The sequence below is a fragment of the Stenotrophomonas sp. ESTM1D_MKCIP4_1 genome (assembly GCF_003086895.1).
In the GTDB taxonomy this organism is placed as follows: domain Bacteria; phylum Pseudomonadota; class Gammaproteobacteria; order Xanthomonadales; family Xanthomonadaceae; genus Stenotrophomonas.
The window spans coordinates 3,594,188-3,620,930 of the sequence record NZ_CP026004.1 but is presented as its reverse complement, the minus strand read 5'-3'; the positions used below and the strand labels follow the sequence as shown (position 1 = coordinate 3,620,930).

The following is a 26,743-nucleotide window of genomic DNA, read 5'->3' as shown; positions in this document are numbered from 1 at the left end:
GGCGGGCGTGGCATGCACGCCCGCCGGTTTCTGGTCCGTGGAAGGGATCAGAAGTGCATCTGCGCGCGCAGTTCAAAGATTTCCGGGGTGCTGTGCACGCCACGGCGGCTGGCATCGACCTTCACGTAGTTCGCCTGGAACTTGAAGTGGCTGGTCAGGTACCAGTTGGCGCCCACGGTCAGGTCGTGCTGGCGGCCGCCGAGGATGCTGCCGTCATCCAGGTCCAGGCGGCTGTAGCGGGCCAGCAGCTCGACCGCGCCGTAGCTGTGGGCCGGCTTGATGTTGGCCACCGCGCCGGCGTTGTACGGGCGCGATTCGCCGGTCAGCACCCAGCTGGCCATGGCGTACTCGCCATTGCCGGTGTAGTCGGGCAGGCCCTTGCGGGTCACCGTGGCCTGCAGGGCTTCGGCCTGCAGCGAGAACGGACCGCGGATCCAGATGCCTTCCAGGCCGGTACGGCGGATCTGGTCGGCGGTCACCAGGGCGCCGGAGTCGACCAGGCGGATGTCGGTCAGGCCGGCTTCCGGGCGCGCACGCAGGCGGGCGCTGGCTTCATGGTGCACATCACGGCCGTCGCTGTAGCCGCGCGGGTTTTCCTGCGAATAGGCCAGGCCCAGGTGGACCACATCGCCCGGTGCCTTGACCGGGGTCCAGACCGCGCGCACGGCCTGGGTGGTGCCCGGGTTGTCACCCTGCAGGTCCTTGCCACCGTAGGCGCCAGCCTGCAGCAGGTATTGCGGGCGCTCCAGCACCCACTCCACGCCGGTGCGGCGGCCTGCGTAGAAGGCCTGCACGGGCAGCGCGGTTTCCAGGAAGCTGCCGGCGCGCGAGGAGGTGTTGGCGTCCAGGCCGACCGGGGTCTTCATGTAGCCGAAGCGGAAGCGGCCGACGTCACGGCCGAAGAAGGCCTTGCTCTCGAAACGCACGAACACGTCCAGCCAGGTATCGGACTGGAAGTCGTAGTAGACCATCGCGTCATACACGCCCTTCTTCTTCAGCGTGGCGCCGAATTCCTTGCGGCGCACGGCGTCATCGTCTTCGATGCCGCTGCCCGTGGAAAAGTCGTTGTAGTCGTAGGCGATGTTGGCCGTGGCAGCCAGTTCGGTGCCGTCGCTGAAGGCGTACTTGGTCGGCCAGTTGTCGAAATCGGCGGCGGAGGCGAAGGCGGGCAGGGCGGCCAGCGACAGGGCCAGCAGGGTCGGAATGGGGCGCATGGTGGTGCGGCTCTCTCTCTCGGATGCGTGTGGACAGGACAACAGCGGCCGCAATGGCCGGAACTTTCGCAGGGGGCGCCCGATCGTTCAGGTCGGGCCATCGGCCGTTCCCGGGACAGGCGGTGCGGCGCCAGTGTAGGCATCCGAGCCACCTGAACCGGGGGGCTAGTACCAATAGGTTATCTGCGCCGGCGTGCCCGGCGCGTACAAAGGCGTCCATTGGTTGCACCACCCGCCACGCCGTGCCGGGCCTGCCACCAGTTCCACGGAGGCGGTCCCTGCACAGCGGGGATCGTTCGCGCCAGAACTCTCCCCTTCCGGAGTCCGCCATGCACATCCCGACCACCGCACCGGTGCCCAGCAAGCCGTTGCCGCTGTACCGCCAACTGTATTTCCAGGTGATCGTGGCGATCATCCTGGGCGCCGTCCTCGGCCACTACGAGCCGCTGATCGGCGAGAAGATGAAGCCGCTGGGCGATGCCTTCATCAACCTGGTGAAGATGATCATCGCGCCGGTCATCTTCCTGACCATCGTCACCGGCATTTCCGGCATGACCCACCTGCGTACGGTGGGCCGGGTCTTCGCCAAGGCGATGGCCTACTTCCTGTTCTTCTCCACCCTGGCCCTGATCGTCGGCATGATCGTGGCGCACGTGGTGCAGCCGGGCGCGGGCATGAACATCAACCCGGCCGAGCTGGACCAGACCGCGGTCCACAGCTACGTGGAGAAGTCGCATGACCTGACCCTGGTCGGCTTCCTGATGGACGTCATCCCGAAGACCCTGATCAGCGCCTTCGTCGATGGCAACATCCTGCAGGTGCTGTTCGTGGCCGTGCTGTTCGGCATCGCGCTGGCCTCGGTGGGTGAGAAGGGCAAGCCGATCGTGAACTTCCTGGAAGCGCTGGTCGCTCCGGTGTTCAAGCTGGTGCACATCCTGATGAAGGCCGCCCCGATCGGTGCCTTCGGTGCCATCGCCTTCACCATCGGCAAGTACGGTGTCGGTTCGCTGATCAACCTGGCCTGGCTGGTGGGTTCGTTCTACCTCACCGCTTTCCTGTTCGTGGCCGTCATCCTGGGCGTGGTCTGCCGCCTGTGCGGGTTCTCGGTGTTCAAGCTGGCCCGCTACCTGAAGGCCGAACTGCTGCTGGTGCTGGGTACCTCGTCCTCCGAATCGGCGCTGCCGTCGCTGATGGAGAAGATGGAACGCGCCGGTTGCAGCAAGTCGGTGGTCGGCCTGGTGGTCCCCACCGGCTACTCGTTCAACCTGGACGGCACCAACATCTACATGACCCTGGCCGCGCTGTTCATCGCCCAGGCCACCAATACCGAACTGACCCTGGGCCACCAGATCGCCCTGCTGCTGGTCGCCATGCTCAGCTCAAAGGGCGCGGCCGGCGTCACCGGGGCCGGCTTCATCACCCTGGCCGCCACCCTGGCCGTGGTGCCGGAAGTGCCGGTGGCCGGCATGGCACTGATCCTGGGCGTGGACCGCTTCATGAGCGAATGCCGCTCGCTGACCAACTTCATCGGCAATGCGGTGGCCACCGTGGTGGTGTCGCGCTGGGAAGGCGCGCTGGACCGTGACCGCCTGAAGCTGGCGCTGGATGGCCGCGAGAGCGAGCTGCCGGCACCGGTCGACGCCGTGCCGGAGGCACTGCCGGCCAAGGGCTGATCCAGATGTGTGGTACTGCGGGGCCGGTCACGTGAGTGACGCGGCCCCGCAGCGTTTCACGGCGTCCCATGGCTGTCATGGGCAGCGCCGAAGCTGGTCCCTGGACCCATCGCATACGGCACGGAATTGTGCGGTCGCAACATGATTGCGACAGGATAGCGACAGGTCCAGGCCCTCCAACGGGGGTATCATCCCCTGTCCCCCTTGCCCATTCATTAATCCACGTCGATGTCCAACGAAGATTTCAAACAGGCCGCCCTCGATTACCACCGGATGTCCCCGCCGGGCAAGATCAAGGTCTCTGCAACCAAGCCCATGCTGACCCAGCGCGACCTGTCGCTGGCGTATTCGCCGGGCGTTGCATACGCCTGTGAAGCAATCAAGGCGGACCCGCAGCAGGCCAGCGAGCTGACCGCGCGCGGCAACCTGGTGGCGGTCATCTCCAACGGCACCGCGGTGCTGGGCCTGGGCAACATCGGTGCGCTGGCCGGCAAGCCGGTCATGGAAGGCAAGGGCGTGCTGTTCCAGAAGTTCGCCGGCATCGATGTGTTCGATATCGAGGTGGACGAGACCGACCCGGACAAGCTGGTCGACATCATCGCCTCGCTGGAGCCGACCTTCGGCGGCATCAACCTGGAAGACATCAAGGCCCCGGAATGCTTCGTGGTCGAGCGCAAGCTGCGCGAGCGCATGAAGATCCCGGTGTTCCATGACGACCAGCACGGCACGGCGATCATCGTCGGTGCAGCGGTGCTCAACGCCATGGCCATCACCGGCAAGAAGATCGAAGAGGTGAAGCTGGCCACCACGGGCATGGGCGCGGCCGGCGTTTCCTGCGTGAACATGCTGGTGCAGCTGGGCCTGAAGCCGGAGAACATCCTGGCCTTCGACCGCGAGGGCGTCATCCACACCGGTCGTACCGACCTGGACCCGGAAAAGCAGCGCTATGCGCGCGACACCGACAAGCGCACCCTGGCCGAGATCGTGGACGGCGCGGACATTTTCCTGGGCCTGTCGGCACCGGGCATCCTGACCGCAGAGATGGTCAAGACCATGGCGCCGGACCCGGTCATCTTCGCTCTGGCCAACCCGACCCCGGAAATCATGCCGGAAGTGGCGCGCGCTGCGCGTCCGGACGCGATCATCGGCACCGGCCGTTCGGACTACCCGAACCAGGTCAACAACGTGCTGTGCTTCCCGTACCTGTTCCGCGGCGCGCTGGACGTGGGCGCCACCGCGATCAACGAGGAAATGAAGATCGCCTGCGTGCGCGCCATCGCCGCGCTGGCCCGCCGCGCGGCCACCGACATGGGCTCGGCCTATGGCGGCGACACCCCGAGCTTCGGCCGTGAATACCTGATTCCGCGTCCGTTCGACCGCCGCCTGCTGGTGGAACTGTCGGCCGCCGTGGCCCAGGCTGCGATGGATTCGGGCGTGGCCGCCCGTCCGATCGCCGACATGGGTGCCTACCGCGACAAGCTGGCCCAGTTCGTCTACCGCACCAGCCTGATGATGAAGCCGGTCTACGACCGTGCGCGCAGCGACAAGCAGCGCGTGGTCTACGCCGAAGGTGAAGAAGAGGTGGTGCTGCAGGCCGTGCAGAACGTGGTCGATGACGGTCTGGCGCACCCGATCCTGATCGGCCGCCCGGAAGTCATCGAATCGCGCATCGAGCGCCTCGGCCTGCGCCTGAAGATCGGCGAGAACATTGAAGTCACCAACATCAATGACGACCCGCGCTTCAACGAGTACTGGCAGTACTACCACGGCCTGACCGGCCGCCGCGGCGTGACCGTGGCCGCAGCGAAGAACCTGATGCGTTCGCGCCCGACCCTGATTGCCGCCGTGATGGTCGCGCGTGGTGAAGCCGATGCGATGCTGACCGGCATCGTCGGCCGCTTCCACAAGAAGCTGGGTTACGTGCGCAGCGTGCTGCCGCTGGAATCGAAGGTCACCTCGACCTCGGCGATGACCGGCGTGATCAACCAGCAGGGCGTGTTCTTCTTCGTGGACACCCACGTGCAGGAAGACCCGACCGCCGAGCAGCTGTGCGAGGCGACCCTGCAGGCCGCCTACCGCATGAAGCTGTTCGGCATCGAGCCGAAGGTGGCGCTGCTGTCGCACTCCAACTTCGGCAGCCATGATTCCAAGGATGCGCTGAAGATGCGCCAGGTGCGTGAGCTGCTGCTCAAGCGCAACCCGCGTCTGAACGTGGATGGCGAAATGCAGGGCGACACCGCGTGGGACGAAGCGCTGCGCCAGAAGCTGCTGCCGGGTTCGACCCTGCAGGGCCGGGCCAACCTGTTCGTGCTGCCGAACCTGGAAGCGGCCAACATCGCCTACAACCTGGTGCGCGTGTTCACCGATGGCGTGGCGATTGGTCCGATCCTGATGGGAGTGAATAAGCCGGTGCACATCCTCACCACCAGCGCGACCTCGCGTCGGATCCTGAACATGACCGCCATTGCCGCGGTGGATGCGCAGATCCGCAAGCAGCTGGAAGCGGAAAAGAAGGCGTAAGCCTTCGTTCCAGCGACAGCTGCAGAAACGCGCCCCACGGGGCGCGTTTCTGTTTCCGCGAAGCGGAAACGGGTAGTGCCGGCCGCTGGCCGGCAATCCCACACCGTTCGATCTGCGGCAGCAGCCGGCCAGCGGCCGGCTCTACCCAGCGGTCAGCGCTTGCCGCCCTGTGCCGGCGCCTCCATGCGCGGCCCCGCGTACGTGCTCCACAGTGCAGGCAATGCCTTGCCGGTGCGGGCCTGCCACAGCGCCGGGGTATATCGCCCAGTGCGCAGGGCGGAGTCCAGGGCCAGCACCAGGCCAGGGTGTTCACCCTCGGCCCACTTCAGGAATGCGCCGGTCACGCGGTAGCCGCTGTCGAAGGAATGCCCCACCTTGACCACCGACGGCAACGCCCAGCCTGCGGCGGCGTTGTCCACGCCATAGCGGTCGCGCGCGTAATCGGCAATGCCTTCCACCAGCCACCCCGGTACCTGCTGGTCGCCATAGCTGGGGTAGCCCTGCACGATGTGCATCGCTTCGTGGGTCACCAGATCCACGTCATCCGGGTGCTTGGCCAGCCAGCCCGGATTGATGGTGATGGTGGCCGCTTTCTCCTTTTCCCCCACATAGGCCACGCCGTCATACCCGGGGTCGATCACAATGCCGACCTGGGTCGGTGCCGTCGGGTGGAAATCAGCGCGTTCGCGCAGGTAGGCCGAAAAGAACGTCTCGATGATGCGGGCGCGTACCGGAGCGGCCAGCGCATCGGTGGCATCGCGGTAGTGCAGGGTCACGCCCTGGCGCGCCTCGGTGGCCTCCACCGCATGCGCGGAGGTGGCGGCGAGGGCGGCGGCCAGCGCCGCGGTGGACAGCAACAGTCGGGAAACAGTCATCGTCATCCTCAACGGGTCCGGACGGGAGCCGGTGCAAGCAGTTCGATTTCAGCCAGGGCCAGCCGACCCGGCGCGCCGAGGCGCAGGCGGTACTCGGCATGCTGGCCCGGCGTGGCAATGCGGAACGGACGGGTCTGGCGGGGCGAATCGAAGGTTTCGTTGCTGCGTTCGTCGAGCACGGTCCAGTTGCCGCCGCTGCTGCGCGCTTCCAGGGTCCAGCTGCCGCCCCGGATGGCATTGTCGCCGCTGGTCAGCGTGTACATCGTCGGTGCACCTTCGCCGACGGCCGTCAGTGCGATGACGGCACCTGCGCCCAGCGGGACGGCCGTGGTCGCATCGTCATCCAGCAGCGCGGGCACAGCACGGCCATCCGCCAGCGCCGCGCGGGCGCCGTTGCCTAGCAGGTCATGCAGCATCTGCGGGCGCTTGCCCGCTGCGGTGAGCGAACGCGGCACATCATCGGCACCGCTGCCCCAGCGCGAGGGCTGCGGTCCCATCACGAAGTCCAGCGTCGCGCCCTTGGCGATCACCTCGTGCGGCACCCAGGTCTTCGTCCACGGCTTGCCGTTGATCTTCAACGACTGCACGTAGACATTCTGCGCCGAGTTGTTGGCTGCATTGACGGTCAGCACGGCGCCGCCCTGCAGTTCCACCCGTGCATGCTCGAAGGCAGGCGAGCCGATCACATACTCCGGTGCACCCATGCGCAGCGGGTACAGGCCCAGCGAGGCCAGCACGTACCACGCCGAGGTCTCGCCGTTGTCTTCGTCGCCCGGATAGCCCTGGCCGATCTCGCTGCCGACATACAGCCGCGAGAGGATCTCGCGCACGTGCTGCTGCGTCTTCCACGGCTGCCCGGCGTACAGGTACATCCACGGGATGTGGTGCGCCGGCTGGTTGCTGTGCGCGTACATGCCCATGCGCACATCGCGCGCCTCGGTCATTTCATGGATGGTGCCGCCGTAGGAACCGGCCAGCGCCGGGTCGGCGGTTTCCGGGGTCGAGAAGAAGGTGTCCAGCTTGGCGGCCAGCTTGTCGCGGCCACCGTACAGCGCGGCCAGGCCCTCGCCGTCATGCGCGGCGGTGAAGGCGAAGGTCCAGCCGTTGGATTCGGTGTAATCGTAGCCCCACACGCGCGGGTCGTACGCCTTGGCATCCACGCGCCAGCTGCCATCGGCCTTGCGGCCCTGGAAGAAGCCGGCCGCCGGGTCGAACAGGGTCGAGTAGCCGGCCGCGCGATAGCGGAAGTACTCGCCTTCCGTGCGGTAGCGCTCGCGGGCGGCGGCGCTGGTTGCCTGCCTGGCCAGTGCGTCGGCCATGTTGGCGATGCCGAAATCGTTCAACGCGCCTTCCATCGTCCACGACATGCCTTCATGCACGTCGGCGCTGGCATAGCCACGGAAGGTCGAACGGTCCATGCCCTTGCGGCCGACATGGCGGTCCGGCGGCACCACGGTGGCGTTCTTCAACGCGGCGGCGTAGGCCTCGGCTGGGTCGAAGCCACCGATGCCCTTCAGCCACGCGTCGGCGAAGGCCACGTCCGAACTGGTGCCGACCATCAGATCCGCATAGCCCGGCGAGGACCAGCGGGCGATCCAGCCACCGGCGCGGTACTGCTCGATGAAGCCCTGCACCAGCTTGCCGGCATCGTCCGGGGTGAACAGCGCGTAGGCCGGCCACGTGGTGCGGAAGGTGTCCCAGAAACCATTGTTGACGTACACCTGGCCATCGCGCACGGGCGCGAAGCTGCGGGTGGCGCTGCCGTCGGTGTTGTTGTCCTCGGCACTGGCCTGGCTGGCATAGCGCCAGTCGGGCGCGGCGGCAGTGCCGGCATTCTCATGGCCGGAGTTGGGGTACAGGTACAGGCGGTAGAGGCTGGAATAGAGGGTGGTCTTCGCGTCGTCGCTGGCATTGCCGATGTCGAAGCGGGCCAGGCGGGCATCCCAGGCGTCCTGCGCACGGCCGGCCACGCTGTCCAGGGTGTCGGCGGCGGCGATTTCCAGGTCCAGGTTGTGGCGTGCCTGTTCGATCGAGATCAGCGAGGTGGCGATGCGCATGGTCACCTGGCGGTCGCTGCCGGCATCGAACTTGATGTAGCCGGTGGGGCGCCCCGTGTCGATGCGGCCGCTGCTGCGCCACGGCTTGTCGAAGCGGGCCACCACGAACATGCGGGTGGCGCCGTTGGACAGGCCGCTGCGGGTGTCGGTGTAACCGCTCAGGGTCTGCGTGGCCGCATCCAGAGTCAGGCCGCCGCGTGCGTCGACATTGTCGAACAGCAGGTTGGCATCACCGCCTTCGGGGAAAGCGAAGTGGAACAGTGCGGCGTGGTCGGTCGGCGCGAGGGAGGCCGCGATGCCGTTGTCGAAACGCACGTCGTAACGGTACGGGCGCGCGCGTTCGTGGGTACGGTCGAACGACAACGCGCGCTTGCCACGGTCGGCCTCCGGCACGCCGCGGCTGGCCGAGGGCATCACCTGGAACGTCTGGCGGTCGCCCATCCACGGGCTGGGCTGATGGCTCAATGCCAGCGCCTGCAGCTGCGGGCGGTTCTGCGCGTCGTTCTGCTCGTTCCAGCGGTACAGCCAGTTCAGCGCGCCGGCATCGGTCACCGGGGTCCAGAAGTTGAACCCGTGCGGCACCGCCGTGGCCGGGAAATTGTTGCCGCGCGAGAACGTGCCGTTGGCCTGGGTGCCGCGGGTAGTCAGCACCCAGTCCGAGACCCGCTGTGGCACGTTGCGCGGCTGCGCATCCAGCTGCACATCATCGATCCAGCCCGATACCGGCGCGCCGTCGGCGCTGGCCACTTCCAGTTCGATGGCCACCACGCGGCGGCCACGCAGCGCCGGCACGTCGCCCAGGCGCACGGCCTTGCGTGCCCACTGCTGCGGGTACAGCGTCTTCGAGTCGCCCTGTGCCTGTGCCCCCAGCGCGATGCCGTGCTGGTCACGTGCGCTGCTGGCCGAAACGCGGCTGCCATCGTCCAGGCGCAGGTCCAGCGAGACGTAGGTGGAGGCCACGGTGTCCTTGCCGACGATTTCCGGCAGCACCAGCCAGGACAGGGTGGTATCGGCCTCGATGGCCAGATCGGTACGGAACAGTTCGCGCCGCGCGCTGCCACCGTCGGTCTGGTAGTGCAGGGCGCGCAGGCCGCTGTAGCCGACGTTGCGCTTGGCCGCGTACGGCGCGGCCGGACCCTTGCCGATCTGCAGCTGCAGGGCGCCGCTGGCCGTGGCCGGTGCCGGTTCGCCCGCTTCAAACGAGGTCTGCAGGCCCTGTGCCATGGCCGGCAGGGCAGGTGTGGCGCAGGCCAGGGCGAGGGCAAGCGGAAGCAGGGCGCGGCGCGGATCGGACAGGGTCATGCAAGGTCTCCCGGGGTAAGGCAGGCGGCAGGCAGAACCCGCATCGGCACGCACCTCGGACAGCATCGCGCCCGCCGCCCGGGGGGGCAGTGGAAAGGGGCGATGCCGGTCCGGTGGGGGGCGGGCCATGCGATCGGGTCAGGGTCGGAATCGTCCCGATCCTGCCTCAGCCCATTGCCCCCTGACAAGTGCAATTAGTTCGATCCAAATCGGGCAAAACCGTTTCATTTCAAATTATTGACAGGGTGGCTTGGATCGATTTAAAAGTGCCAGCGCATCCCCCGCACCGGAATGTCCCGCATGTCCTGATCCGGGCTGGCCCCATCGCCACCCCGTTGTTGCCCGCCACTGCCGTCCATCCACGACCCTCCCGTCCGCCCCCCCACCGGCAGGACCGTCATCCGTCTCTGGAGAGAGCTTGATGAAACCTCGGTTGTTGTCGTTGTTGATGTCGTCGTTGCTGTTGTCGCCGCTTGCCGCGCAGGCCCAGTCCACCCCGCCGGGCGAGGGCGCTGATCCGCCACGCACCCGCGATCTGGACGCGGTCACGGTCACCGGTTCGCTCATCCCGCGCGCGCAGGTGGAGGGGCCCTCGCCGGTCACCACCATCACCGCCGAGCAGATCCAGGCGCAGGGCTTCACCACCGTGTTCGACGCGCTGCGCTCGCTGCCGGTGTCCAATGGTTCCGTGCAGGATTCGCAGGGCACCGGGTTCTACACTCCGGGCGCCAAGACCATCAGCCTGTTCGGCCTGGACCCCAGCTACACCCTCACCCTCATCAACGGGCGGCCGATCAACAGCTATCCGCTGGCCTACAACGGCAACACCAGCATCGCCGACATCGCCAACATCCCGCTGGGCATGGTCGAGCGCATCGACGTGCTGACCGGTGGCCAGTCGTCGGTGTATGGCTCCTCGGCCATTGCCGGCGTGGTCAACATCGTGCTGAAGGACCGCGTGGAAGGTACCCACCTGCGTTACCGCGTCGGCGGCTACAGCCAGGGCGGCGGCTCCAGCCAGCGCTTCAGCGCCAGCAGCGGTCAGAGCTTCGGCAACCTCGATATCAGCTACGGGCTGGAGTACACCAACCAGAAGGCGATCTACGCCTTCGATCGCAGCCGCATCGACAGCGTCAACGACAACCCGACCGGCCCGCAGGATCCCTCGCGCAGCTTCCTGCGCATGCGCATGGGCCCCAACGCCTACATCGACCCGGGCGCAGCCACCTGCGCGCCCTTGGCGGACCTGTTCGGCGGCAGCACCGTGTACGCGCACCGCGATATCTCCGGCGGTGGCTACTACTGCGGCAGCCCCGACAACGTCGGCACCGCTTCGCTGTACAACGCCAGCCAGGACGTCAACGCCACCACGTTCCTGCGCTATCACCTGAGCGAGGATACCGAGCTGTATTCGGACATCCTGTTCGGCTTCAGCCGGCCCACCTACAGCGGTGGCAGCCCGTTCTGGAACAAGACCTTCTACAACCAGACCAGCGGGCAGTTTGAACAATGGCAGCGCATCTATGCGCCCGAGGAAGTCGGGCTGGATGCCAAGGACCAGCGTGTCTACACGCGCTCGCTGAATGTCACCGCCGGCGTGCGCGGCGTACTGGGGGGCTTCGACTACGACGTCTACGTCAACCGTTCCAGCACCGATGTCACCCGCAAATCCACCGATTTCCTGGCCAAGGGGGGCGTGGACGATTACTACCTCGGGCCGATGCTGGGCATGCAGGATGGCTATGAGGTCTACGCACCGGACCTGTCACGGCTGTACCAGCCGATCACCCGTGAGGACTACAACCGTTTCAGCGGCCTCAACCGTGCCGCATCCAGTGCCTCGCGCACGGCCGTGACCGCACTGCTGACCGACCGCTCGCTGTTCACCCTGCCGGCCGGCGACGTCGGCTTCGCGTTGATCGCGCAGGGCCAGCGCGAGAAATTCTTCAACCAGTCGGCCGACCCCAATGCGGGCGTGCTGTTCCGCGGCCAGACCGCAGGCACCTCCGCGCAGGGCCAGCGTGACCTGTACGCGCTGGGTGCCGAGCTGCAGGTGCCGATCGTCGATACGTTCAGCGCCAACCTCTCCGGGCGCTACGACAAGTACGCGCTGCAGGGCGGTGGCGGCAACGGCAAAGCCACCTGGAAGCTGGGCCTGGAATACCGGCCGATCGAGTCGCTGCTGCTGCGCGGCAGCTACGCCACCGCGTTCCGCTCGCCGGACATGTTCTACCTGTTCTCGCGCGAAAGCAGTGGCTACACCACCAACACCGATCTCTACCAATGCCGGCAGGCCGGGTACACCTCCGACAACTTCGATGAGTGCGATCAGTCCGGCCTGTCCGTACTGTCCTCCAGCACCGGCAACCGCGACCTGAAGGACATCACCGCGCGCACCTTCACCTATGGCGTGGTGTGGTCGACGCTGGACAACGCCTTGACGCTGTCGGTGGACTACAACTCGGTGGTCATCGAGAACGAAGTGCGCATCCTGGGCACCGACAGCATTCTCGACACCGAGGCCAACTGCCGGCTGGGCGTATCGGAAAACGGGCAGACCCGGTTCGACATCAACTCGCCCACCTGCCAGCAGGTGCTGGGGCAGGTGCAGCGCAAGCCCGCCACCGATCCGCTCAACCCCAACGGCGTGGACAAGGTGTTCTCGTACCCGATCAACATCGCCAGCCAGCGCCAGAACGGCGTGCAGGCAGCGCTGGACTATCGCTGGGGCACGCAGTCGGCCGGTGATTTCGCCGTCAACGCCGGCTATTACCGGCCGCTCAAGCACACCACCCAGGACAAGGAAGGCGATCCGGTGTATGACCAGCTGTGCTGCGGCAACTCCAACGAACTGCAGTACCGCGCCACGTTGGGCGTGAACTGGACGCGCGGGCCGTTCACCGCCAGCGCGTTCGGCGTGCGCAACGCGCCCACCTGGGACAGCCGGGGCGAGCAGCGCAACATCGGCCCGTGGACCACCTGGAATGCCACCGTCGGCTACCGCATCAACGATCTGGCCAGCCTGCTGCTGACCGTGAACAACCTGACCGACGAGATGCCGCCGATCGACCGCAGCAACGGCAACTGGCCGTATTACGACCAGGGCATCTACAACGCCTATGGGCGCTCGGCCTTCCTGGAACTGTCGCTGGACTTCCAGTAGGGCGGCCGGCCCCTCGGGTACGCCCGGGGGGCTTGAACGGGCAAAGGGCAGGGGCGGCCGGGGCGCCGCCCCAAGGTGCTAGAATCGCAGGCCTCGCAATCCGTTCATCGACACCCGCCATGAGCCATACCGCCACCGCGCCCGCCAACGCCGAAAAGCGCTACACCGTGCACCGCAGCGACCTGCCGCTGAGCTGCCCGACCCCGGAAATGGCGCTGTGGAACTCGCATCCGCGCGTGTACCTGCCGATCGAAGACGAGCCCAACGGCGAAGCGCAGTGCCCGTACTGCGGTTCCACCTTCGTGCTGGCCGACTAAGCAGGCCCCTCGATGCGCCGACTGACCGTGGTGCAGTTGCTGCCGGCGCTGCACTCCGGTGGCGTCGAGCGCTCGACGCTGGAGATCGCTGCGGCGCTGGTCGCCGCCGACCATCGTGCGCTGGTGGTTTCCGCCGGTGGCCGCCTGGTGCAGCCGCTGCTGGACAGCGGTGCTGAACACCTCACCCTCGACATCGGCCGCAAATCGCTGCTGACCCTGCGCCACCTGCCCACCCTGCGGCGGTTGTTCGCCGAGGTCGGCGCGGACATCGTGCATGCCCGCTCGCGCCTGCCGGCGTGGCTGGGCCTGTACGCGATCCGCGCGATGCCGGTGGCACAGCGCCCGCACTGGGTGACCACGGTGCACGGCCTCAACTCGCCCAGCCGCTACAGCGCCGTGATGACCAGCGGTGAGCGCGTCATCTGCGTGTCCAACACCGTCCGCGGGTACGTGCGCCAGCATTACCCGACAGTGCCGGAGCAGACCCTGCAGGTCATTCCGCGTGGCGTCGACGTCAGCCAGTTCCCGCGCGTGGCGCGCACGGACCGCCGGCCGCGACTGGCCCTGGCCCGCGACTACCCGTGGCTGGCCCAGCAGGACGGCCCGTTGCTGCTGCTGCCGGGCCGGGGCACCCGCCTGAAGGGGCATGCGCATGCGCTGCAGCTGCTGGCTGACGTGCGCGCGGCCGGGGTTCCGGCGCAGCTGTGGATGCTGGGTGCCGACGAGCCGGGGCGCGAAGCCTACGTCGCGGAGCTGCGCCGCCAGGCGGCCGCGCTGGGCGTGGCCGAGGCGGTGCAGATCACGCCGCCGACCGCACGCATCGCGCAGGCTTATGCTGCCAGCGATCTGGTGCTGCAGCTGTCGGACAAGCCCGAGGCATTCGGCCGTACCGTGGTCGAAGCGCTGTCGGTCGGCCGCCCCGTGCTGGGCTGGGACCATGGTGGCGTGGGCGAACTGCTGCAGCAGCTGCAACCGGCCGGCGCCGTGCCGCTGGGCGATGCACGGGCCCTGGGTGAACGTGCCCTGGCCCTGCTGGCGCAGCCGCCCTCCTTGCCGGCCCGTATCCCGTTTACCCTGCAGGCCATGCAGCGCGATACCCTCCGTCTCTATGCCGACCTTGCAGGCTGACATCGCCCCCCAGGCGGGTGAAGACCGCGCGGGCCGCTGGGCGCCGTGGTGGGTGCTGGCCTACGTGGCGCTGTGGCCGCTGCCGGGCATCGCCGAAACGGTGCTCGGTCTTGGCGCGGTGTACGCCGCGGTGCGCATGATCGTGCGCCGCCTGCAGCACCGCCCGCACCTGCTGACCCCCGCCGCGTGGGCACTGACCTCGATCCTGTTCCTCGGCTACTGGCTGCCGCAGGCGTTCTCTGCCTTCGATGCGATCGATCCCGCCGCATCGTGGACCAAGGCCGCCGCCGGACTGCGCTACCTGCCTTTCATGTGGTTGGTGGCCATCGCGGTGGCCACTCCGCAGCGGCGCCGCCTGATCTTCGGCGGGCTGGCGCTGATCACCGGCCTGTGGACCTTGGACGCACTGGTGCAGGCGGTGGTGGGCAGCAGCCCGTGGTTCTGGTCGTTGCAGCAGCTGAAGCTGGCGATCAGCGGTCATGCGTTGTGCCCGGCCGAGGAAATGGTCCTGGCCGACCGCCTCAGCGGTCCGTTGGGCCCCTGCAACCTGAAGTTCGGCCAGGTGCTGGCCAGCCTCTCGCCGTTCCTGCTGCTGCCGGCCGCGCGCCGCTTCGGCACGCCGGGCTGGCTGCTGGCAGGTGCTGCGCTGGCCATCGTGCTGCTGCTGGCCGGCTCACGCGCGTCCTGGATCACCTTCGCGGTGATCGTGGTGTACAGCGGTGTTCGCCAACTCGGCTGGAAGCGGCTGGGCCTGCTGGCGCTGGCCGGCGTATTGGCATCGGCGGCGCTGACCGCCAGCGTGCCGCAGCTGCGCGAGCGCGTGGCGCGCACGGCGATGGCCTGGGAGGGCGGCAGCGATGGCGTCGATCAGGCGCTGTCCGGGCGCGGACGCATCTGGAGTGCGGCCGGCTGCATGATTGCCGGACACCCGATCAATGGCGTGGGCGCACGCGGCTTCCGCGATGCCTACCCGCAATGCGTCGATGACCAGGGGCCTGCAGTGTGGGGTGCCGAACCGGCGCTGCACGCGCACCAGATCGTGCTGGAAATCCTTGCTGAAACCGGTGTGCTGGGCCTGCTGCTGTGGCTGGCGGCTGTCGCCCAGGCCTGGCGCGCCTGGCGCTTCGCACCGCCGGCGGCACGCGAGCGCGCACGCCCGGCGATGCTGGCGCTTGCCGCCACGGTGTTCCCGCTCAATACCCATCTGGCGTTCTATTCCGCGTTCTGGGGCGGCGTAACCGTGCTGCTGGCCGCGCTGTTCGTCGGCACCCTGCTGGCCCGCGAACCGGATGAAGCGCTGAAGACCGCGTGATCGTGCATCCACGCGTGGCGTGGATCTACCGATGATCGCGCATGTACGCGCGACGTGGATTCACGGGTGACGATTCCGGATGACGTGCCGAAGGCCGCGTGATGGTGCATCCACGCATGGCGTGGATCTACCGATGATCGCGCATGTATGCGCGACGTGGATTCACGGGTGACGATTGCAGTAGATCCACGCCATGCGTGGATGGAGCTTTCCCGACGCCGCAACGGGTAAACGCCCAATAGCGGCGTTCCCGCACCTGCCGCACGCTGGGCACATGGCCAGCCCCCGACTCCGCTACGGTCGTTACTCCAGCACGGATAACGTATACCTGCTGACCACGGCCACCGCGGGCCGTGAACCCTTCTTCGACGATGCCGCCAACGTGGCGATCCTGGTCGATGCACTGCGCTTCGTGGAACGCGCCGGGCTCAGCCACAGCCTGTCCTGGGTGGTGATGCCCGACCACCTGCACTGGTTGATGGAACTGCATAAGGGCACCCTGGCCGAGTGCATGTCGCTGCTCAAATCCCGCAGCAGCCGCCTGCTGAACCAGCAGCTGGGCCGGCGCGGTGCACTCTGGCAGCACGGCTACCACGACCACGCGGTGCGGACCGACGAGTCACTACACGAGAAAGCCATGTACATCATGGCCAATCCGGTCCGCGCCGGGTTGGCATGCGTGGTGGGGGAGTATCCCTACGCGTGGTGCCGGTGGCCGTTGTAATCCGCTGGCACCGCGCGAAAATCATCCACGCATGGCGTGGATCTACTTGTAGAAATCACTGCGGCCGCCGGGCTGGCGCTTGAACCGCCGGTGGATCCACAGGTACTGGTCTGGCGCCTCGCGCACCATCTGTTCGATGGCCTGGTTCACCCGCGTGGTATCGGCTTCCACGTCCTCGCTGGGGAAGTTGTCCAGCGGCGCGCCGATCTTCAGGAAATACTTCCCGCCTTCGCGACGGTGGAAGTAGGGAATCACCGCGCAGCCGGTCATCCGCGCCAGCTGGTGGGTGGCGGTGATGGTGGCCGCGGTGTGGCCGAAGAACGGCACGAACACGGTGTCCTTGCCCCGCATGTCCTGGTCCGGCGCGTACCACAGGAAGCCGCCCTTCTTCAGGTGGCGCACGGTGGCACGGATGTCTTCGTTGGCGTACATCGCCTTGGCATAGCGCAGCCGGCCGAACTTCACCGCCCACTCATACACCGGGTTCTTGTGCTTGCGGTACATGCCGGACAGATCGACGTGGTCGCACAGCAGGCGGCCGCACATTTCCAGGGTCATGAAGTGGCCCGACACCAGCAGCACGCCACGCCCCTCGGCCTGCATCTGCTTGAGGTGTTCCACCCCTTCGATGTGCACCTGGGGGCGGATGCTGTCGATGCTGCCCCACCATGAACGCGCGCACTCGAAGATGCCCACGCCGAGCGCGTCGAAGCTGTCGCGCACCAGGCGGTTGCGCCAGGCCTCATCCTTCTCGGGGAAGCACAGCTTGAGGTTGACCTCGGCGGCACGGCGGCGGCTGCCGAGCAGGCGCCAGGTGATCCAGCCGACGCCACGGCCCAGCGCGCGCTGCAGCATCCAGGGCAGGCGGGCGATGCCGAACGCGGCGAACATGGCCGCGAACATCGGCCAGTTGCGGGGATCGGCCAGGGACGGGCGGATGGCGGTAGAGGCATCGGACATGCGGGCATTCTACCAACCCCGCCGCGTGTCTTTCCCGGGGGGCTCCCGTATCCTTGCCGCATGCGCAAAGACCCTGTCGAATGGATCCTGCGCGGCCTGTACTCGGCCGTGCTTTACATCCTGCTGCCGATCACCGTGTACCACCTGGTCTGGCGCGGTTTCCGGGTCCGTGAATACTTCCGGCGCTGGGATGAACGCTATGCGTCCTACCCGCAGCCGACCGGCCAGCCGCGGGTCTGGCTGCACGCGGTCTCGGTGGGTGAAGTCAACGCCGCCGCGCCGCTGGTCAACGCCCTGCGCGAGCAGCGCCCGGATATCCGCTGGGTCATCACCACCATCACCCCGACCGGTTCGGAGCGGGTGCGCGCGCTGTGGGGCGATGCGCTGGACCACGTGTACCTGCCGTACGACGTGCCCGGCAGCGTCAACCGCTTCCTCGGCCACTTCCAGCCCAGCCTGGCCCTGATCCTGGAAACCGAACTGTGGCCGAACATGCTGTTCGGTTGCCGCGACCGTCGCATTCCGGTGTACATCCTCAATGCCCGCCTGTCGGCCCGCTCGCTGCGGGGCTACCGGGTGCTGGCTGCGCTCATCCGCCGTGCGCTGCGCACGGTCACCTGCGTGGCTGCACAATCGGACGATGACGCCGCGCGCTTCGTGCAGCTGGGTGCGGCGCCGGAACAGGTGCAGGCGCTGGGCAACCTGAAGTTCGACATCGCCACGCCGGACGTGGCCGCGTTCGTCGCCGCGTTCCATGGCGATGTGCCTGCCTCGCGGCCGGTCTGGATCGCTGCCAGCACCCACGAGGGCGAAGAGCAGGCGGTGATCGACCTGCATCGTCGCCTGCGTCAGCAGTGCCCGGATCTGCTGCTGCTGTGGGCGCCGCGGCACCCCGAGCGTTTTCCCAAGGTGGAAGCGCTGGCCCGCGAACAGGGCTGGTCGGTGGCCACCCGCCGCGCGCAGCAGTGGCCGCAGGCCGGCACCGAGGTCTTCGTCATCGACACGCTGGGTGAGTTGATGCCGTTCTACGCGTGCGCGCAGGTCGCCTTCGTCGGCGGCAGCCTGCAGGCCATCGGCGGCCACAACCTGCTGGAGCCGGCCGCGATGGGCACTGCGGCCGTCACCGGCCCGCACCTGCACAACTTCTCGGAGATCTCCCGGCGCATGCGTGAGGCCGGGGCTCTGCTCATCGGCGATGACGTGCAGGCCGTGGGTGACCATCTGCAGCACCTGCTGGGTGACATCGACGCCCGCACGGGCATGGCCCAGGCCGGCTGCGCGCTGGTCAGCAACGGCCGCGGGGCACTGCAGCGCACCGTGGCCCTGGTGGAACCGCACCTGCCGCCACCGCGCAGCTGAGCGGCGGCAGGTGCAGGTCCGCGAGCGGCGTCAGGCGCCCGTGGCCAGCAGATCGCCGAGGAACAGCCAGGCGAAGCCGAAGTAGATGAACACGCCCAGCAGGTCCATCACCGAGGTGATCAGCGGTGAGGACAGCGTGGCCGGATCGGTGCCGATGCGGCGGGCCGCGAACGGCAGCAGGGCGCCGATGATGCCGCCCGCGACCGTGCAGACCAGCATGCTCAGGCCGACCACCAGCAGTACCTCCATGCCGACACCTTTGCTGAAGTAGGCCAGGATCGCCTCCAGCACCGCCACGCACAGGCCCAGCAGCAGCGCGACCGGAATCTCGCGGCGGATCACGAACCAGACGTGGCGCCACTTCAGTTCCAGCTCACCCAGCGCCATCGCGCGTATGACCAGCGTGGCCGACTGGCTGCCGGTGTTGCCGCCCATGTCCACGATGGGCGCGATGAAGGCCGCCAGCACGATCACCTGGCTCAGCAGTTCCTCCTGCGAGGCCACGAAGGTGCTGGTGATGATGCCGAACACCGTGAGCATCGCCAGCCAGAACACGCGCACCCCGAACATCGTGCGCAGCGGCGTGGACACCACATCCAGGTCGTTGCCGCCCATGCTGGCAGTGCCGCCGAAGCGGGCGAGCTGCGTGGCGTCCTCCGCTTTCTCGATATCCATGGCGTCATCGACGGTGACGATGCCGATCATCTGCTGGTCGTCGTTGACCACGGGAACGGCCAGCAGGTCGTAACGGCGGATGATCTCCGACGCCCGTGCCTGCGGCCAGCCGGCGTGCACGCAGACCGGGTCGGGTTGCGCGATGTCGCCGATGCTGCACCCGGCGTCGGCCAGCACCAGGTCACGCAGCGATACCGTGCCGCGCAGGGACTGCCGCGCATCGAGCACGAACACGACGTAGATCGTTTCCTTGTCCGATGCGGTGGCGCGGATGTGCGCCAGGGCCTCCGCCACAGTCATGCCGGCGTCCACCGCGACGAAGTCCGAGGTGGTGGCGGCGCCGACGGTGCCTTCGGCATAGGAGGACAGGCACAGGATGTCCTCGCGTTCGGCACGGTCGAGCGCGGCGAGCAGGCCGGGCTTATCCGGTGCGTCCATGCGGTTGAACAGGTCCGCACGGTCGTCGGCGGGCATGTGCTCGAACAGCTCAAGCACCAGGCCGCGGGGCAGGGCGCAGACCAGCCGGTCCTGCAGCGCGCCATCGAAATGGGCGAACAGATCGGCACGCGCCTGCGTGTCCAGCGCCATCAGAAGCGGTGCCAACTGGTCGGGGGGAAGCCCCTGCAGCGCTGCCGCCATGTCCAAGGGGTGGCTGCTGCGGGCGAGCAGCGCGAAGCCCTCGGGATTGCGGCTGCGCTGGTACGCACGGATGGCAAACATCAGCTCTTCACGGTTCATCGAACGATCTCCAGGGAAATGCACGCCGCCGGCGATGGGGCCGCGTGCGGAAAAGGCGGGGAGGAAAGGGGCACGCGCAGTGCCAAGGGCATTACCGGGACAGCGGCAGGTTCAGGCCGAGGGTCAGCCAGCGCTCGCCTGCATCGCCGAAGCGACGGCCGGCCAGTACATCCAGGGTTGCGCCGGCAGCACCCAGTTCGCGGCGCCCGCCCATCTGCACTGCGTGGCTGCCTGCAGCATCGCGGGCGCCTTCGGCCAGCAGCGACCAGCGCGGCAGCAGCGGCAGTTCCATGCCGATGCCCGACGTCAGGTAGCGCGCATCGCGCTCGACACGCCAGCCGAGGTTGGCGTGCAGCAGCATGCGGCCTGCGGTATCCAGGCGCAGGCTGAGCGGCACGGTGACGCCCCAGTTCGCGGCATTGCCGGAGCGCGCGTCATTGCCGGCATCGGCACTGATGGCCACCCGCAGCCGATCACCCTCCGGGCCCACGACGGTGCGCTTGGCGCCCAGCGCCCATGGCATGCCCTGGCCATGGGACAACCGGCTGATGCCCAGTGACCACTCGGTATTGCCGAGCCCGCAGGCCGGCACCAGGGTGGCCTGGCGGTGGTTCGTGTGGTGGCTCAGCCAGCTTTCAAGCTGGCACTCGGCCGCGGGCGTGGTGCCCGCATCGTCCACCAGCAGGCTGGCGGCAGCGTGGACGTCAGCGCTGAGCGGCAACGCCACCAGCACAGGGATGAAACGAAGAGCGAAAAGGCGCATGGGCGATCTCCAGACGAATGGAAACGCCAGCGGCACCTGCCCGGGCCGTTGTAGTGGATGCTGCGATGTAGAGGGAAAAGGCCGGCCGGAAGGCAGGCAGGGTCCCGTCCTGTGCGGACGGAACCTGGCGTGGTGTCAGGAGTTCGTCAGCTCAGGTGCTGCAGCGTGATCGACTATGACTGTCCAAGCAGGGGCCTCTGGGGCAGAAGGAATGCGCAGGAGAATAGGAGCGGGTCCGGCAACGATCAAGCGGCAAATGCGACAGCTGCGCCCACGCGCGACCGCCGTGCCCTGATGGCACTGATGCGCAGGCCGGCCACGCTGGCGCTGTCGCGTTCAACGGTTTCAAGTCTGCTTGATGCCATCCCCGCTGACGTTGATGGACCGGGTTGCGCTGCCGCCGCGTGTCTGCCATCACAACGTGACACACCGTCGGCCGATTCTGATTCCGTCCCCGTGTCCGGACTGCCAGCCTGATGTCGACCACGCTTGGGCGGCATCAAGGGAACTTGCGATGAAGGACGACAGCGGTGCCGATCTGCGCAGCGGGCGCGCGGCCCTGGACCCATTCGGCCGCGACCAGCTGCTGGTGCTGGCGCTGGCCCTGCTGGTCGGTGGCAGCGTGATTGCGCTGGTGGGCCAGAACACGGCAGCACGGGCCGGGCCGGCCATCGTGCTGAGCCTGTTGCTGGCGGCGCTGGGCACAGTGCCGCTGCTGTTCTGCCTGCGCGAAGTGATGCGGCGCTCACCGGATGCCGCGGGGCTGCCGGGGTTGCTGCAGATCGCGTGCGGGCAACGCCTTGCGGCTGTGCTGCTGGGCCTGCTGCTGCTGGATCTGCTGGCCACCCTGGTCGGTGCAGCGCAGTCGGGCGCCCGCCACCTCCATGCCGCCGCCAGTGCGCTGGAGGAGCCGCCGCAGCGTTGGCTGCCGGTGTCGATGGCGGCAATGCTGGGGCTGGTGCCGGTGGGCGTGGCGGCACTGCTGCGGCCACGTCGTGCGGTACACGTGGCCTGCGCACTGCTGACCCTGAAGGTGGGCCTGGGCCTGATGCTTGTCGCGGTGGCGGCGCGCTACGTGCACTACGGCAACTGGGTACCGTGGTTGCCCTCGGCCACCGGGCCGCATCGTTTCGGTCTGGGCGGCGTGCTTGCCGCTGCCGTGCCCCTGCTGGGCGTTTTCGCCAGCGTCGGCCTGCTGCTGGTTTTCGCCCCACGGGTGCAGCAGCCCCACCGGCAGCTGACCCGGGTGGCCGGGGGCACGGTGCTGGGTACCATGCTGATGCTGATGGGGCTGGCGGCGCTGCAGTCGGGCCTGGTGCAGTTCGCGGCGCTGGACAGCACGCGGCCGCTGTCGGTGGCCGTGCAGAGCGTGCCGGAGTTGGAGTGGATGCTGCCCCTGCTGCCAGCGGCAGGCTGGGCTGGGCTGGCGGCACTTCAGGTGGTGGTGCTGCTGCTGGCCATGGAACTGCTGCCGGCGCTGTGGAAGGCCGGTGCCGGCCGCGATGATCGCGCCCCGGGGCGGGTGGGGATGGCGTTGGGGCTGACCGCGCTGGCCATGCTGCTGGTGCCCTGGTTGCCCGGGCACGCGGCGCTGCCGTCGGGATGCGTCGTGCTGCTGGTACTGGCGGTGCTGTGCCTGGGGCTGCTGCGAGGGGCGGCCGACGTGTCGCCGCACCGCACGGCGATGATCCGTCTGGTGGCACCGCTGGCGGCGTTGTTGTGCCTGGTGCCGCTGGCCCGCCAGATCCAGCTCTGGCAGGGATGACGTGGGCCGCCAGCGAACGGCATCCACGCATGGCCCTCCCATCCATCTCCGCCCACAAAAAAACCACCCTTGCGGGTGGTTTCTTCTTCTGCCGGAAGGCGACGACTCAGTTCGTGGTCGTCGCCGGGTTGCCGGCATCCTGGGTCAGCAGGCGGTTGATGTCCTGCAGTTCCGCCACGTCCAGTGCGCCCAGCGACTGGCTCAGCAGCAGACGATTCTGCAGGAAGGTGTAGCGCGCGTTGGCGTAATCCAGCTGCGCCGAGAACAGGATGCGCTGGTTCTGGATCACGTCCAGCACCGTGCGGGTACCCACTTCCAGGCCGACCTGCGACGCGTCATACGCGCTCTGTGCCGAGACCACCGCCAGGCGGCGGGCTTCCACTTCGCTGATGCCCTGCACCAGGGTCTGGTAGGCATTGCGGGTGTTACGGTCCAGCGCGCGCTTCTGCTGCTCGTAGCCGTCCTGGGCGATGTCACGCTGGGCCAGCGCCTGGCGCACGCCGGACTGGGTGGCACCACCGGAGAAAATCGGCACGCTCAGGGTCAGGCCGATGCTGTTGCTGCGTGCATCCGGGGACAGCGAGCCGGCACCGGTGCTGTCGCCCCAGGTCGCGCTCTTGCCCCAGCTGCCGCCCAGCGACAGGGTCGGGTAGTGGCCGCCACGTGCAGCCTGCACGCCGGCTTCGGCCGCGCTCACCTTCAGTTCCTGCGCCTTCAGCGCCGGGTTCTGGCTGGTCGCCTGCTGCACCAGCTCACTGATGTTGCCGCGGTTGGCCGGGACTTCCGGACGGAAATCGGCCGGCAGGCCCTTCAGGTTGACCACCGGCTGGCCGGTCAGTTCGGTCAGTGCCTGGTAGTTATCGGCCAGGGTGTTCTGCGCAACGATGGTGTTGGCACGTGCCTGGTCGTACTGGGCACGTGCTTCGTGCACGTCGGTGATCGGCGCCAGGCCCACTTCCAGGCGCTTGTCGGCGAAGTCGAACTGCTTCTTCGCGGCCGCTTCATTGGTCTGTGCGGCGTTCAGCGATTCGATCGCCACCAGCACGTTGAAGTAGGCCGCCGAGCTGCGCACGATCAGGCTGTCGTTGGCCGAATCGAGGGTGAAATCCGCCGCCTTGCTCAGCTCGCGCTGCGAACGCAGGTTGTTGATCTGCGTCCAGTTGAACAGCGTCTGGCTGCCGTCGATCGTGTAGTTGCGGCGCTTGCTGGTGACCGAGCCGGAGTTGGCATCGGCATTGGCTTCGCTGCGCGTGCGGTTCAACGAGGCCGTGCCGTTGATCTGCGGCAGCAGCGCGGCACGCGCCTGCACGGCGCCTTCCTTGTCGTACAGCCGGGTCGATTCGGCGGCCGACAGTTGCGGATCGCCATTGCGTGCCATCTCGTAGACCTGCAGCAGGTCGGCGGCATGGGCGGACAACGGCAGCAGGGCAGTGGCCAGCGCAACAGCGAGGGATCGGCGGATCATTGCGGCTTCCTTGGACTCAGAGGTGGAACTGGGGTGCCGGGGCGGCACCGCGCAGGTAATCGATATCGGTTTCAAACAGCGATTCGGAGCTGCCATCGGCCTTGACCAGCAGGGCTTCCATCGCCGGGGAGCGGCCGTGGATCACGAACAGGCGACCGCCCGGACGCAGCCACGAGGCAAACTGTGACGGCACGACGTCGACCGCACCAGTGACACAGATCACGTCAAAACGGCGTTCGGTCTGCCAGGTCAGTGCATCGGCCACTTCGACGCGGACGTTGGTGCCCAGGCCGGAAGCGTCCAGGCGTGCACGCGCGGCGGCGGCCAGTTCCGGGTCGATTTCCAGGCTCAGCACGTCGCGCGCCAGCGCGCCGATGCAGGCGGACAGGAAGCCGCTGCCGGTGCCGATTTCCAGCACTTCGTCACCCGGCTGCAGATCCAGCGCCTGCAGGGTACGGCCCTCGATGACCGGCTTCATCATCTTCTGGCCGTTGCCGATCGGCAGTTCGACATCGGCATAGGCCAGCGCCCGGTGCGCGTCGGCGACAAAGGCCTCGCGCGGCAGGCGGGCAAGGACGTCGAGCACCTTGATGTCCAGCACGTCCCAGGGACGGATCTGCTGTTCCACCATCAGTTCGCGGGCGTGGGCGTAATCAATCGTCATGAGGTTCAAATCCAGCGCAGTGGGCCGGCCATTTTACCGGTGCCGGAGGCCGGCGGCGCGCCCAGAGCATCAGCTGCCGGGTGGCCGGGGTCGCAGTGCCGGAAGTCATCGCGACCTCCGGTTCGTTCAGTTTCGTGCTTCAGGCGGTTCCAGCCCCTCGCGGCGCATAGGCGCGCAGGAAGAAATCGACGCTGTCGGGCACGTGGCTGGAAGCATCGCATTGCCCCGGTGACAGCGGCATGCCGCACATCCGGTTCATATGGACTTCGCCCTTGATGAGGGTCAGGAACTGCTGGCCGGCCAGCCGGAAGTCGGTGATTTCCAGCTCGCCGCGCGCGGTGCGCGACCGCAGGAAATCGGCCAGCGCCTCGCAGGTACGCTCCGGGCCGGCCTGCCAGAACAGCTCGCGCAGGCGCTCGTCGGTTTCCGGCGCCATCATCACCCGCTGCACCGAGATCGCCGCGTCGGAGGTGATCATCTCGAAAAAGGCCTGGCCGATGCCCAGCAACTGGTCGCGCAATGGGCCTTCTGCATCGGCCACGAACAGCGCGTCCGGCAGCATTTCCATGCACTTGGACTGCACAGCTTCGGTGAAAAGCGTCTCTTTATCGCCAAAATGGCTGTAAACGGTCAGCTTGGATACGCCCGCCTGCGCGGCGATGCTGTCCATGCTCACGCCGGTATAGCCCTGCTCGACGAACAGGGTCTTGGCGGCTTCGAGGATCGCCGCGCGCTTGCCGAGGTCCTTCGGACGCCCGGGACCGGCGGCCTTGGCAGCAGGCTTGGCCGACGCTTTGCGGGAAGTGGGGGAACTCATTCCGACAATACTAGACCAAGCGGTTCGATATTTATACTATACCGGCCAGTTTACTAAATTCGGGTCGGCCGCCGTGCCGGCTCCCTCGCGTTTGAACCCTGCGTTTTCAGGACGTTGACCGATGAAGAGCGTGCGCTGGCTGGGCGGTATGGTGTGGGTGGTGGCGCTGGCCGCCTGTTCGGGGCCGGAGCAGGCGCCGCAGGCGGCGGTGCCGGTGCTGGTGGTGCATCCGGGCGAACAGGCCGGGCAGGGCGCCGCCGCGTTCCCGGGCACGATCCGTGCGCGCCAGGAAAGCCCGCTGTCGTTCCGCGTGGGCGGCAATCTGGTCAAGCGCCATGTCGATGCCGGCCAGCGGGTGAAGCAGGGCGATGTGCTGGCCGAGCTGGACGTGGCCGACTTCGCGCTGCAGGCGCGCGCCTCGCAGGCGCAGCTGGCTGCGGCCGAAGCTGACCTGGCGCGGACCCGCGATGACCTCAAGCGCTACCAGGTGCTGGCCGACCAGCAGTTGGTGAGCCGCTCGCAGCTGGACCAGCAGAGTGCGGCGTTCAAGGCCGCACAGGGCCAGGCCAATGCGGCGCGCGCCAATCTTGATGTGCTGCGCAACCAGGCCGGTTACGCCCAGCTGCGCGCGCCGACCGATGGCGTGATCGCCAGCCGCGAAGCCGAGGCCGGACAGGTCGTCTCGGCCGGCCAGACCATCTTCAACCTGGCCGCCGACGGCGCCCGCGAAGTGCTGATCGACCTGCCTGAAGCGACCGTGCGCGATTACGCCGTGGGCCAGCCGGTGCAGGTGGAACTGTGGAACCGGCCGGGCCAGCGTCTGCCGGGCACGATCCGCGAGATCGCCGCCGCCGCCGATCCGCAGGCGCGGACCTATGCCACGCGGGTGAGCCTGGCGGCCGAAGCGCTGGCCGATGTCGAGCTGGGGCAGAGCGCGCGGGTGTTCAGCAGCGCGGGCCGCAACGGCACCCTGCAGCTGCCGCTGGCCGCCCTGCAGCGCGGCGCCAATGGCACTTCCAGTGTCTGGGTGGTGGACCCGGCCAACAGCACGCTGAAGGCAGTGACCGTCACCACCGGTGCCTATGGCAGCCACAGCGTGCCGGTGCTGTCCGGCGTGGCTGCCGGTGACTGGGTGGTGGCGGCGGGCGGGCACCTGCTGCGCGCGGGCCAGCCGGTGACGGCGGTGGACCGGCAGAACCGCCCGGTGCTGAAGCCGGCCACGCCGGCCGCCGCGCCGAAGGCCAAGGAGTAA

The 26,743-nt window shown here is 67.8% G+C and carries 19 protein-coding genes; 10 read left to right on the top strand and 9 right to left on the bottom strand.

The features are described from left to right. Positions 1 to 47: 47 nt before the first annotated feature. Positions 48 to 1,214 (bottom strand): porin, encoded by a 1,167-nt coding sequence (locus C1924_RS16480; protein WP_108766267.1) that lies wholly within the window; start codon positions 1,212 to 1,214, stop codon positions 48 to 50. Between the two features lie 329 nt (positions 1,215 to 1,543). Here C1924_RS16480 and C1924_RS16475 point away from each other — a divergent pair, with 329 nt between their 5' ends. Both C1924_RS16475 and C1924_RS16470 read left to right on the top strand, forming a co-directional pair. Further along, the gene (locus C1924_RS16475; protein WP_108766266.1) at positions 1,544 to 2,887 is read left to right on the top strand and encodes a dicarboxylate/amino acid:cation symporter; all 1,344 of its coding nucleotides are present in this window, start codon (positions 1,544 to 1,546) and stop codon (positions 2,885 to 2,887) included. A 228-nt stretch (positions 2,888 to 3,115) separates the two neighbouring features. Then, entirely contained in the window at positions 3,116 to 5,407 is a 2,292-nt protein-coding gene (locus C1924_RS16470) for an NADP-dependent malic enzyme (RefSeq protein ID WP_108766265.1), read from the top strand. Positions 5,408 to 5,559: 152 nt separating this feature from the next. Here C1924_RS16470 and C1924_RS16465 read toward each other — a convergent pair whose 3' ends face one another. Then, complete coding sequence (locus C1924_RS16465; protein WP_108767100.1) at positions 5,560 to 6,282, bottom strand: basic secretory protein-like protein; 723 nt, start codon at positions 6,280 to 6,282, stop codon at positions 5,560 to 5,562. 8 nt (positions 6,283 to 6,290) lie between these two features. Then, complete coding sequence (locus C1924_RS16460) at positions 6,291 to 9,641, bottom strand: GH92 family glycosyl hydrolase (protein ID WP_108766264.1); 3,351 nt, start codon at positions 9,639 to 9,641, stop codon at positions 6,291 to 6,293. Positions 9,642 to 10,062: 421 nt separating this feature from the next. Between C1924_RS16460 and C1924_RS16455 the strand changes: the two genes are divergently transcribed. The 5 genes from C1924_RS16455 to C1924_RS16435 all read left to right on the top strand — a co-directional run bounded on the left by C1924_RS16455 (position 10,063) and on the right by C1924_RS16435 (position 16,285). Further along, positions 10,063 to 12,804, top strand: coding sequence for a TonB-dependent receptor (locus tag C1924_RS16455; RefSeq protein WP_108766263.1), 2,742 nt, complete (start codon positions 10,063 to 10,065; stop codon positions 12,802 to 12,804). A gap of 119 nt (positions 12,805 to 12,923) precedes the next feature. Then, positions 12,924 to 13,121, top strand: coding sequence for a zinc-finger domain-containing protein (locus C1924_RS16450; protein WP_079223205.1), 198 nt, complete (start codon positions 12,924 to 12,926; stop codon positions 13,119 to 13,121). A 12-nt stretch (positions 13,122 to 13,133) separates the two neighbouring features. Then, positions 13,134 to 14,249 carry a glycosyltransferase gene (locus C1924_RS16445; protein ID WP_108766262.1) on the top strand — a complete coding sequence of 372 codons (1,116 nt, stop codon included), beginning with the start codon at positions 13,134 to 13,136 and terminating at the stop codon, positions 14,247 to 14,249. Then, positions 14,230 to 15,561: an O-antigen ligase family protein gene (locus C1924_RS16440; protein WP_108766261.1), complete on the top strand. Its 1,332-nt coding sequence runs from the start codon at positions 14,230 to 14,232 to the stop codon at positions 15,559 to 15,561. Before C1924_RS16445 ends, C1924_RS16440 begins: the two co-directional genes overlap by 20 nt. Positions 15,562 to 15,835: 274 nt before the next feature. Then, the gene (locus C1924_RS16435) at positions 15,836 to 16,285 is read left to right on the top strand and encodes a transposase (protein ID WP_108766260.1); all 450 of its coding nucleotides are present in this window, start codon (positions 15,836 to 15,838) and stop codon (positions 16,283 to 16,285) included. 42 nt (positions 16,286 to 16,327) lie between these two features. Here C1924_RS16435 and C1924_RS16430 read toward each other — a convergent pair whose 3' ends face one another. Next, positions 16,328 to 17,245 (bottom strand): LpxL/LpxP family Kdo(2)-lipid IV(A) lauroyl/palmitoleoyl acyltransferase, encoded by a 918-nt coding sequence (locus C1924_RS16430; protein ID WP_108766259.1) that lies wholly within the window; start codon positions 17,243 to 17,245, stop codon positions 16,328 to 16,330. Positions 17,246 to 17,305: 60 nt separating this feature from the next. On the opposite strand from C1924_RS16430, the gene waaA reads away from it, so the two are divergent. Further along, positions 17,306 to 18,604 carry a lipid IV(A) 3-deoxy-D-manno-octulosonic acid transferase gene (gene waaA / locus C1924_RS16425; protein ID WP_108766258.1) on the top strand — a complete coding sequence of 433 codons (1,299 nt, stop codon included), beginning with the start codon at positions 17,306 to 17,308 and terminating at the stop codon, positions 18,602 to 18,604. A gap of 30 nt (positions 18,605 to 18,634) precedes the next feature. On the opposite strand, the gene mgtE is transcribed toward waaA, so the two are convergent. Both mgtE and C1924_RS16415 read right to left on the bottom strand, forming a co-directional pair. After that, positions 18,635 to 20,017 carry a magnesium transporter gene (gene mgtE / locus C1924_RS16420; RefSeq protein WP_108766257.1) on the bottom strand — a complete coding sequence of 461 codons (1,383 nt, stop codon included), beginning with the start codon at positions 20,015 to 20,017 and terminating at the stop codon, positions 18,635 to 18,637. A gap of 91 nt (positions 20,018 to 20,108) precedes the next feature. Next, positions 20,109 to 20,780 (bottom strand): hypothetical protein, encoded by a 672-nt coding sequence (locus tag C1924_RS16415; RefSeq protein WP_108766256.1) that lies wholly within the window; start codon positions 20,778 to 20,780, stop codon positions 20,109 to 20,111. Positions 20,781 to 21,294: 514 nt separating this feature from the next. Here C1924_RS16415 and C1924_RS16410 point away from each other — a divergent pair. Further along, positions 21,295 to 22,545 carry an amino acid transporter gene (locus tag C1924_RS16410; RefSeq protein WP_254051161.1) on the top strand — a complete coding sequence of 417 codons (1,251 nt, stop codon included), beginning with the start codon at positions 21,295 to 21,297 and terminating at the stop codon, positions 22,543 to 22,545. Between the two features lie 106 nt (positions 22,546 to 22,651). On the opposite strand, the gene C1924_RS16405 is transcribed toward C1924_RS16410, so the two are convergent. The 3 genes from C1924_RS16405 to C1924_RS16395 all read right to left on the bottom strand — a co-directional run bounded on the left by C1924_RS16405 (position 22,652) and on the right by C1924_RS16395 (position 25,491). Then, on the bottom strand, positions 22,652 to 24,010 hold the full coding sequence (locus tag C1924_RS16405; RefSeq protein WP_108766255.1) for a TolC family outer membrane protein: 1,359 nt from the start codon (positions 24,008 to 24,010) through the stop codon (positions 22,652 to 22,654). Between the two features lie 16 nt (positions 24,011 to 24,026). Continuing rightward, positions 24,027 to 24,674 carry a protein-L-isoaspartate O-methyltransferase gene (locus C1924_RS16400; protein ID WP_108766254.1) on the bottom strand — a complete coding sequence of 216 codons (648 nt, stop codon included), beginning with the start codon at positions 24,672 to 24,674 and terminating at the stop codon, positions 24,027 to 24,029. A gap of 139 nt (positions 24,675 to 24,813) precedes the next feature. After that, positions 24,814 to 25,491, bottom strand: coding sequence for a TetR/AcrR family transcriptional regulator (locus C1924_RS16395; RefSeq protein WP_108766253.1), 678 nt, complete (start codon positions 25,489 to 25,491; stop codon positions 24,814 to 24,816). A gap of 121 nt (positions 25,492 to 25,612) precedes the next feature. On the opposite strand from C1924_RS16395, the gene C1924_RS16390 reads away from it, so the two are divergent. Then, entirely contained in the window at positions 25,613 to 26,743 is a 1,131-nt protein-coding gene (locus C1924_RS16390; RefSeq protein WP_108766252.1) for an efflux RND transporter periplasmic adaptor subunit, read from the top strand.

What these genes read in the sequence shown, in the direction of transcription:
- mgtE (WP_108766257.1), bottom strand. Translation starts at nt 20,017, where the DNA reads ATGAACCGTGAAGAGCTGATGTTTGCCATCCGTGCGTACCAGCGCAGC.
- C1924_RS16465 (WP_108767100.1), bottom strand. Translation starts at nt 6,282, where the DNA reads ATGACTGTTTCCCGACTGTTGCTGTCCACCGCGGCGCTGGCCGCCGCC.
- C1924_RS16435 (WP_108766260.1), top strand. Translation starts at nt 15,836, where the DNA reads ATGGCCAGCCCCCGACTCCGCTACGGTCGTTACTCCAGCACGGATAAC.
- C1924_RS16390 (WP_108766252.1), top strand. Translation starts at nt 25,613, where the DNA reads ATGAAGAGCGTGCGCTGGCTGGGCGGTATGGTGTGGGTGGTGGCGCTG.
- C1924_RS16470 (WP_108766265.1), top strand. Translation starts at nt 3,116, where the DNA reads ATGTCCAACGAAGATTTCAAACAGGCCGCCCTCGATTACCACCGGATG.
- C1924_RS16460 (WP_108766264.1), bottom strand. Translation starts at nt 9,641, where the DNA reads ATGACCCTGTCCGATCCGCGCCGCGCCCTGCTTCCGCTTGCCCTCGCC.
- C1924_RS16440 (WP_108766261.1), top strand. Translation starts at nt 14,230, where the DNA reads ATGCCGACCTTGCAGGCTGACATCGCCCCCCAGGCGGGTGAAGACCGC.
- C1924_RS16430 (WP_108766259.1), bottom strand. Translation starts at nt 17,245, where the DNA reads ATGTCCGATGCCTCTACCGCCATCCGCCCGTCCCTGGCCGATCCCCGC.
- C1924_RS16480 (WP_108766267.1), bottom strand. Translation starts at nt 1,214, where the DNA reads ATGCGCCCCATTCCGACCCTGCTGGCCCTGTCGCTGGCCGCCCTGCCC.
- C1924_RS16415 (WP_108766256.1), bottom strand. Translation starts at nt 20,780, where the DNA reads ATGCGCCTTTTCGCTCTTCGTTTCATCCCTGTGCTGGTGGCGTTGCCG.
- C1924_RS16395 (WP_108766253.1), bottom strand. Translation starts at nt 25,491, where the DNA reads ATGAGTTCCCCCACTTCCCGCAAAGCGTCGGCCAAGCCTGCTGCCAAG.
- waaA (WP_108766258.1), top strand. Translation starts at nt 17,306, where the DNA reads ATGCGCAAAGACCCTGTCGAATGGATCCTGCGCGGCCTGTACTCGGCC.
- C1924_RS16410 (WP_254051161.1), top strand. Translation starts at nt 21,295, where the DNA reads ATGAAGGACGACAGCGGTGCCGATCTGCGCAGCGGGCGCGCGGCCCTG.
- C1924_RS16475 (WP_108766266.1), top strand. Translation starts at nt 1,544, where the DNA reads ATGCACATCCCGACCACCGCACCGGTGCCCAGCAAGCCGTTGCCGCTG.
- C1924_RS16450 (WP_079223205.1), top strand. Translation starts at nt 12,924, where the DNA reads ATGAGCCATACCGCCACCGCGCCCGCCAACGCCGAAAAGCGCTACACC.
- C1924_RS16445 (WP_108766262.1), top strand. Translation starts at nt 13,134, where the DNA reads ATGCGCCGACTGACCGTGGTGCAGTTGCTGCCGGCGCTGCACTCCGGT.
- C1924_RS16400 (WP_108766254.1), bottom strand. Translation starts at nt 24,674, where the DNA reads ATGACGATTGATTACGCCCACGCCCGCGAACTGATGGTGGAACAGCAG.
- C1924_RS16455 (WP_108766263.1), top strand. Translation starts at nt 10,063, where the DNA reads ATGAAACCTCGGTTGTTGTCGTTGTTGATGTCGTCGTTGCTGTTGTCG.
- C1924_RS16405 (WP_108766255.1), bottom strand. Translation starts at nt 24,010, where the DNA reads ATGATCCGCCGATCCCTCGCTGTTGCGCTGGCCACTGCCCTGCTGCCG.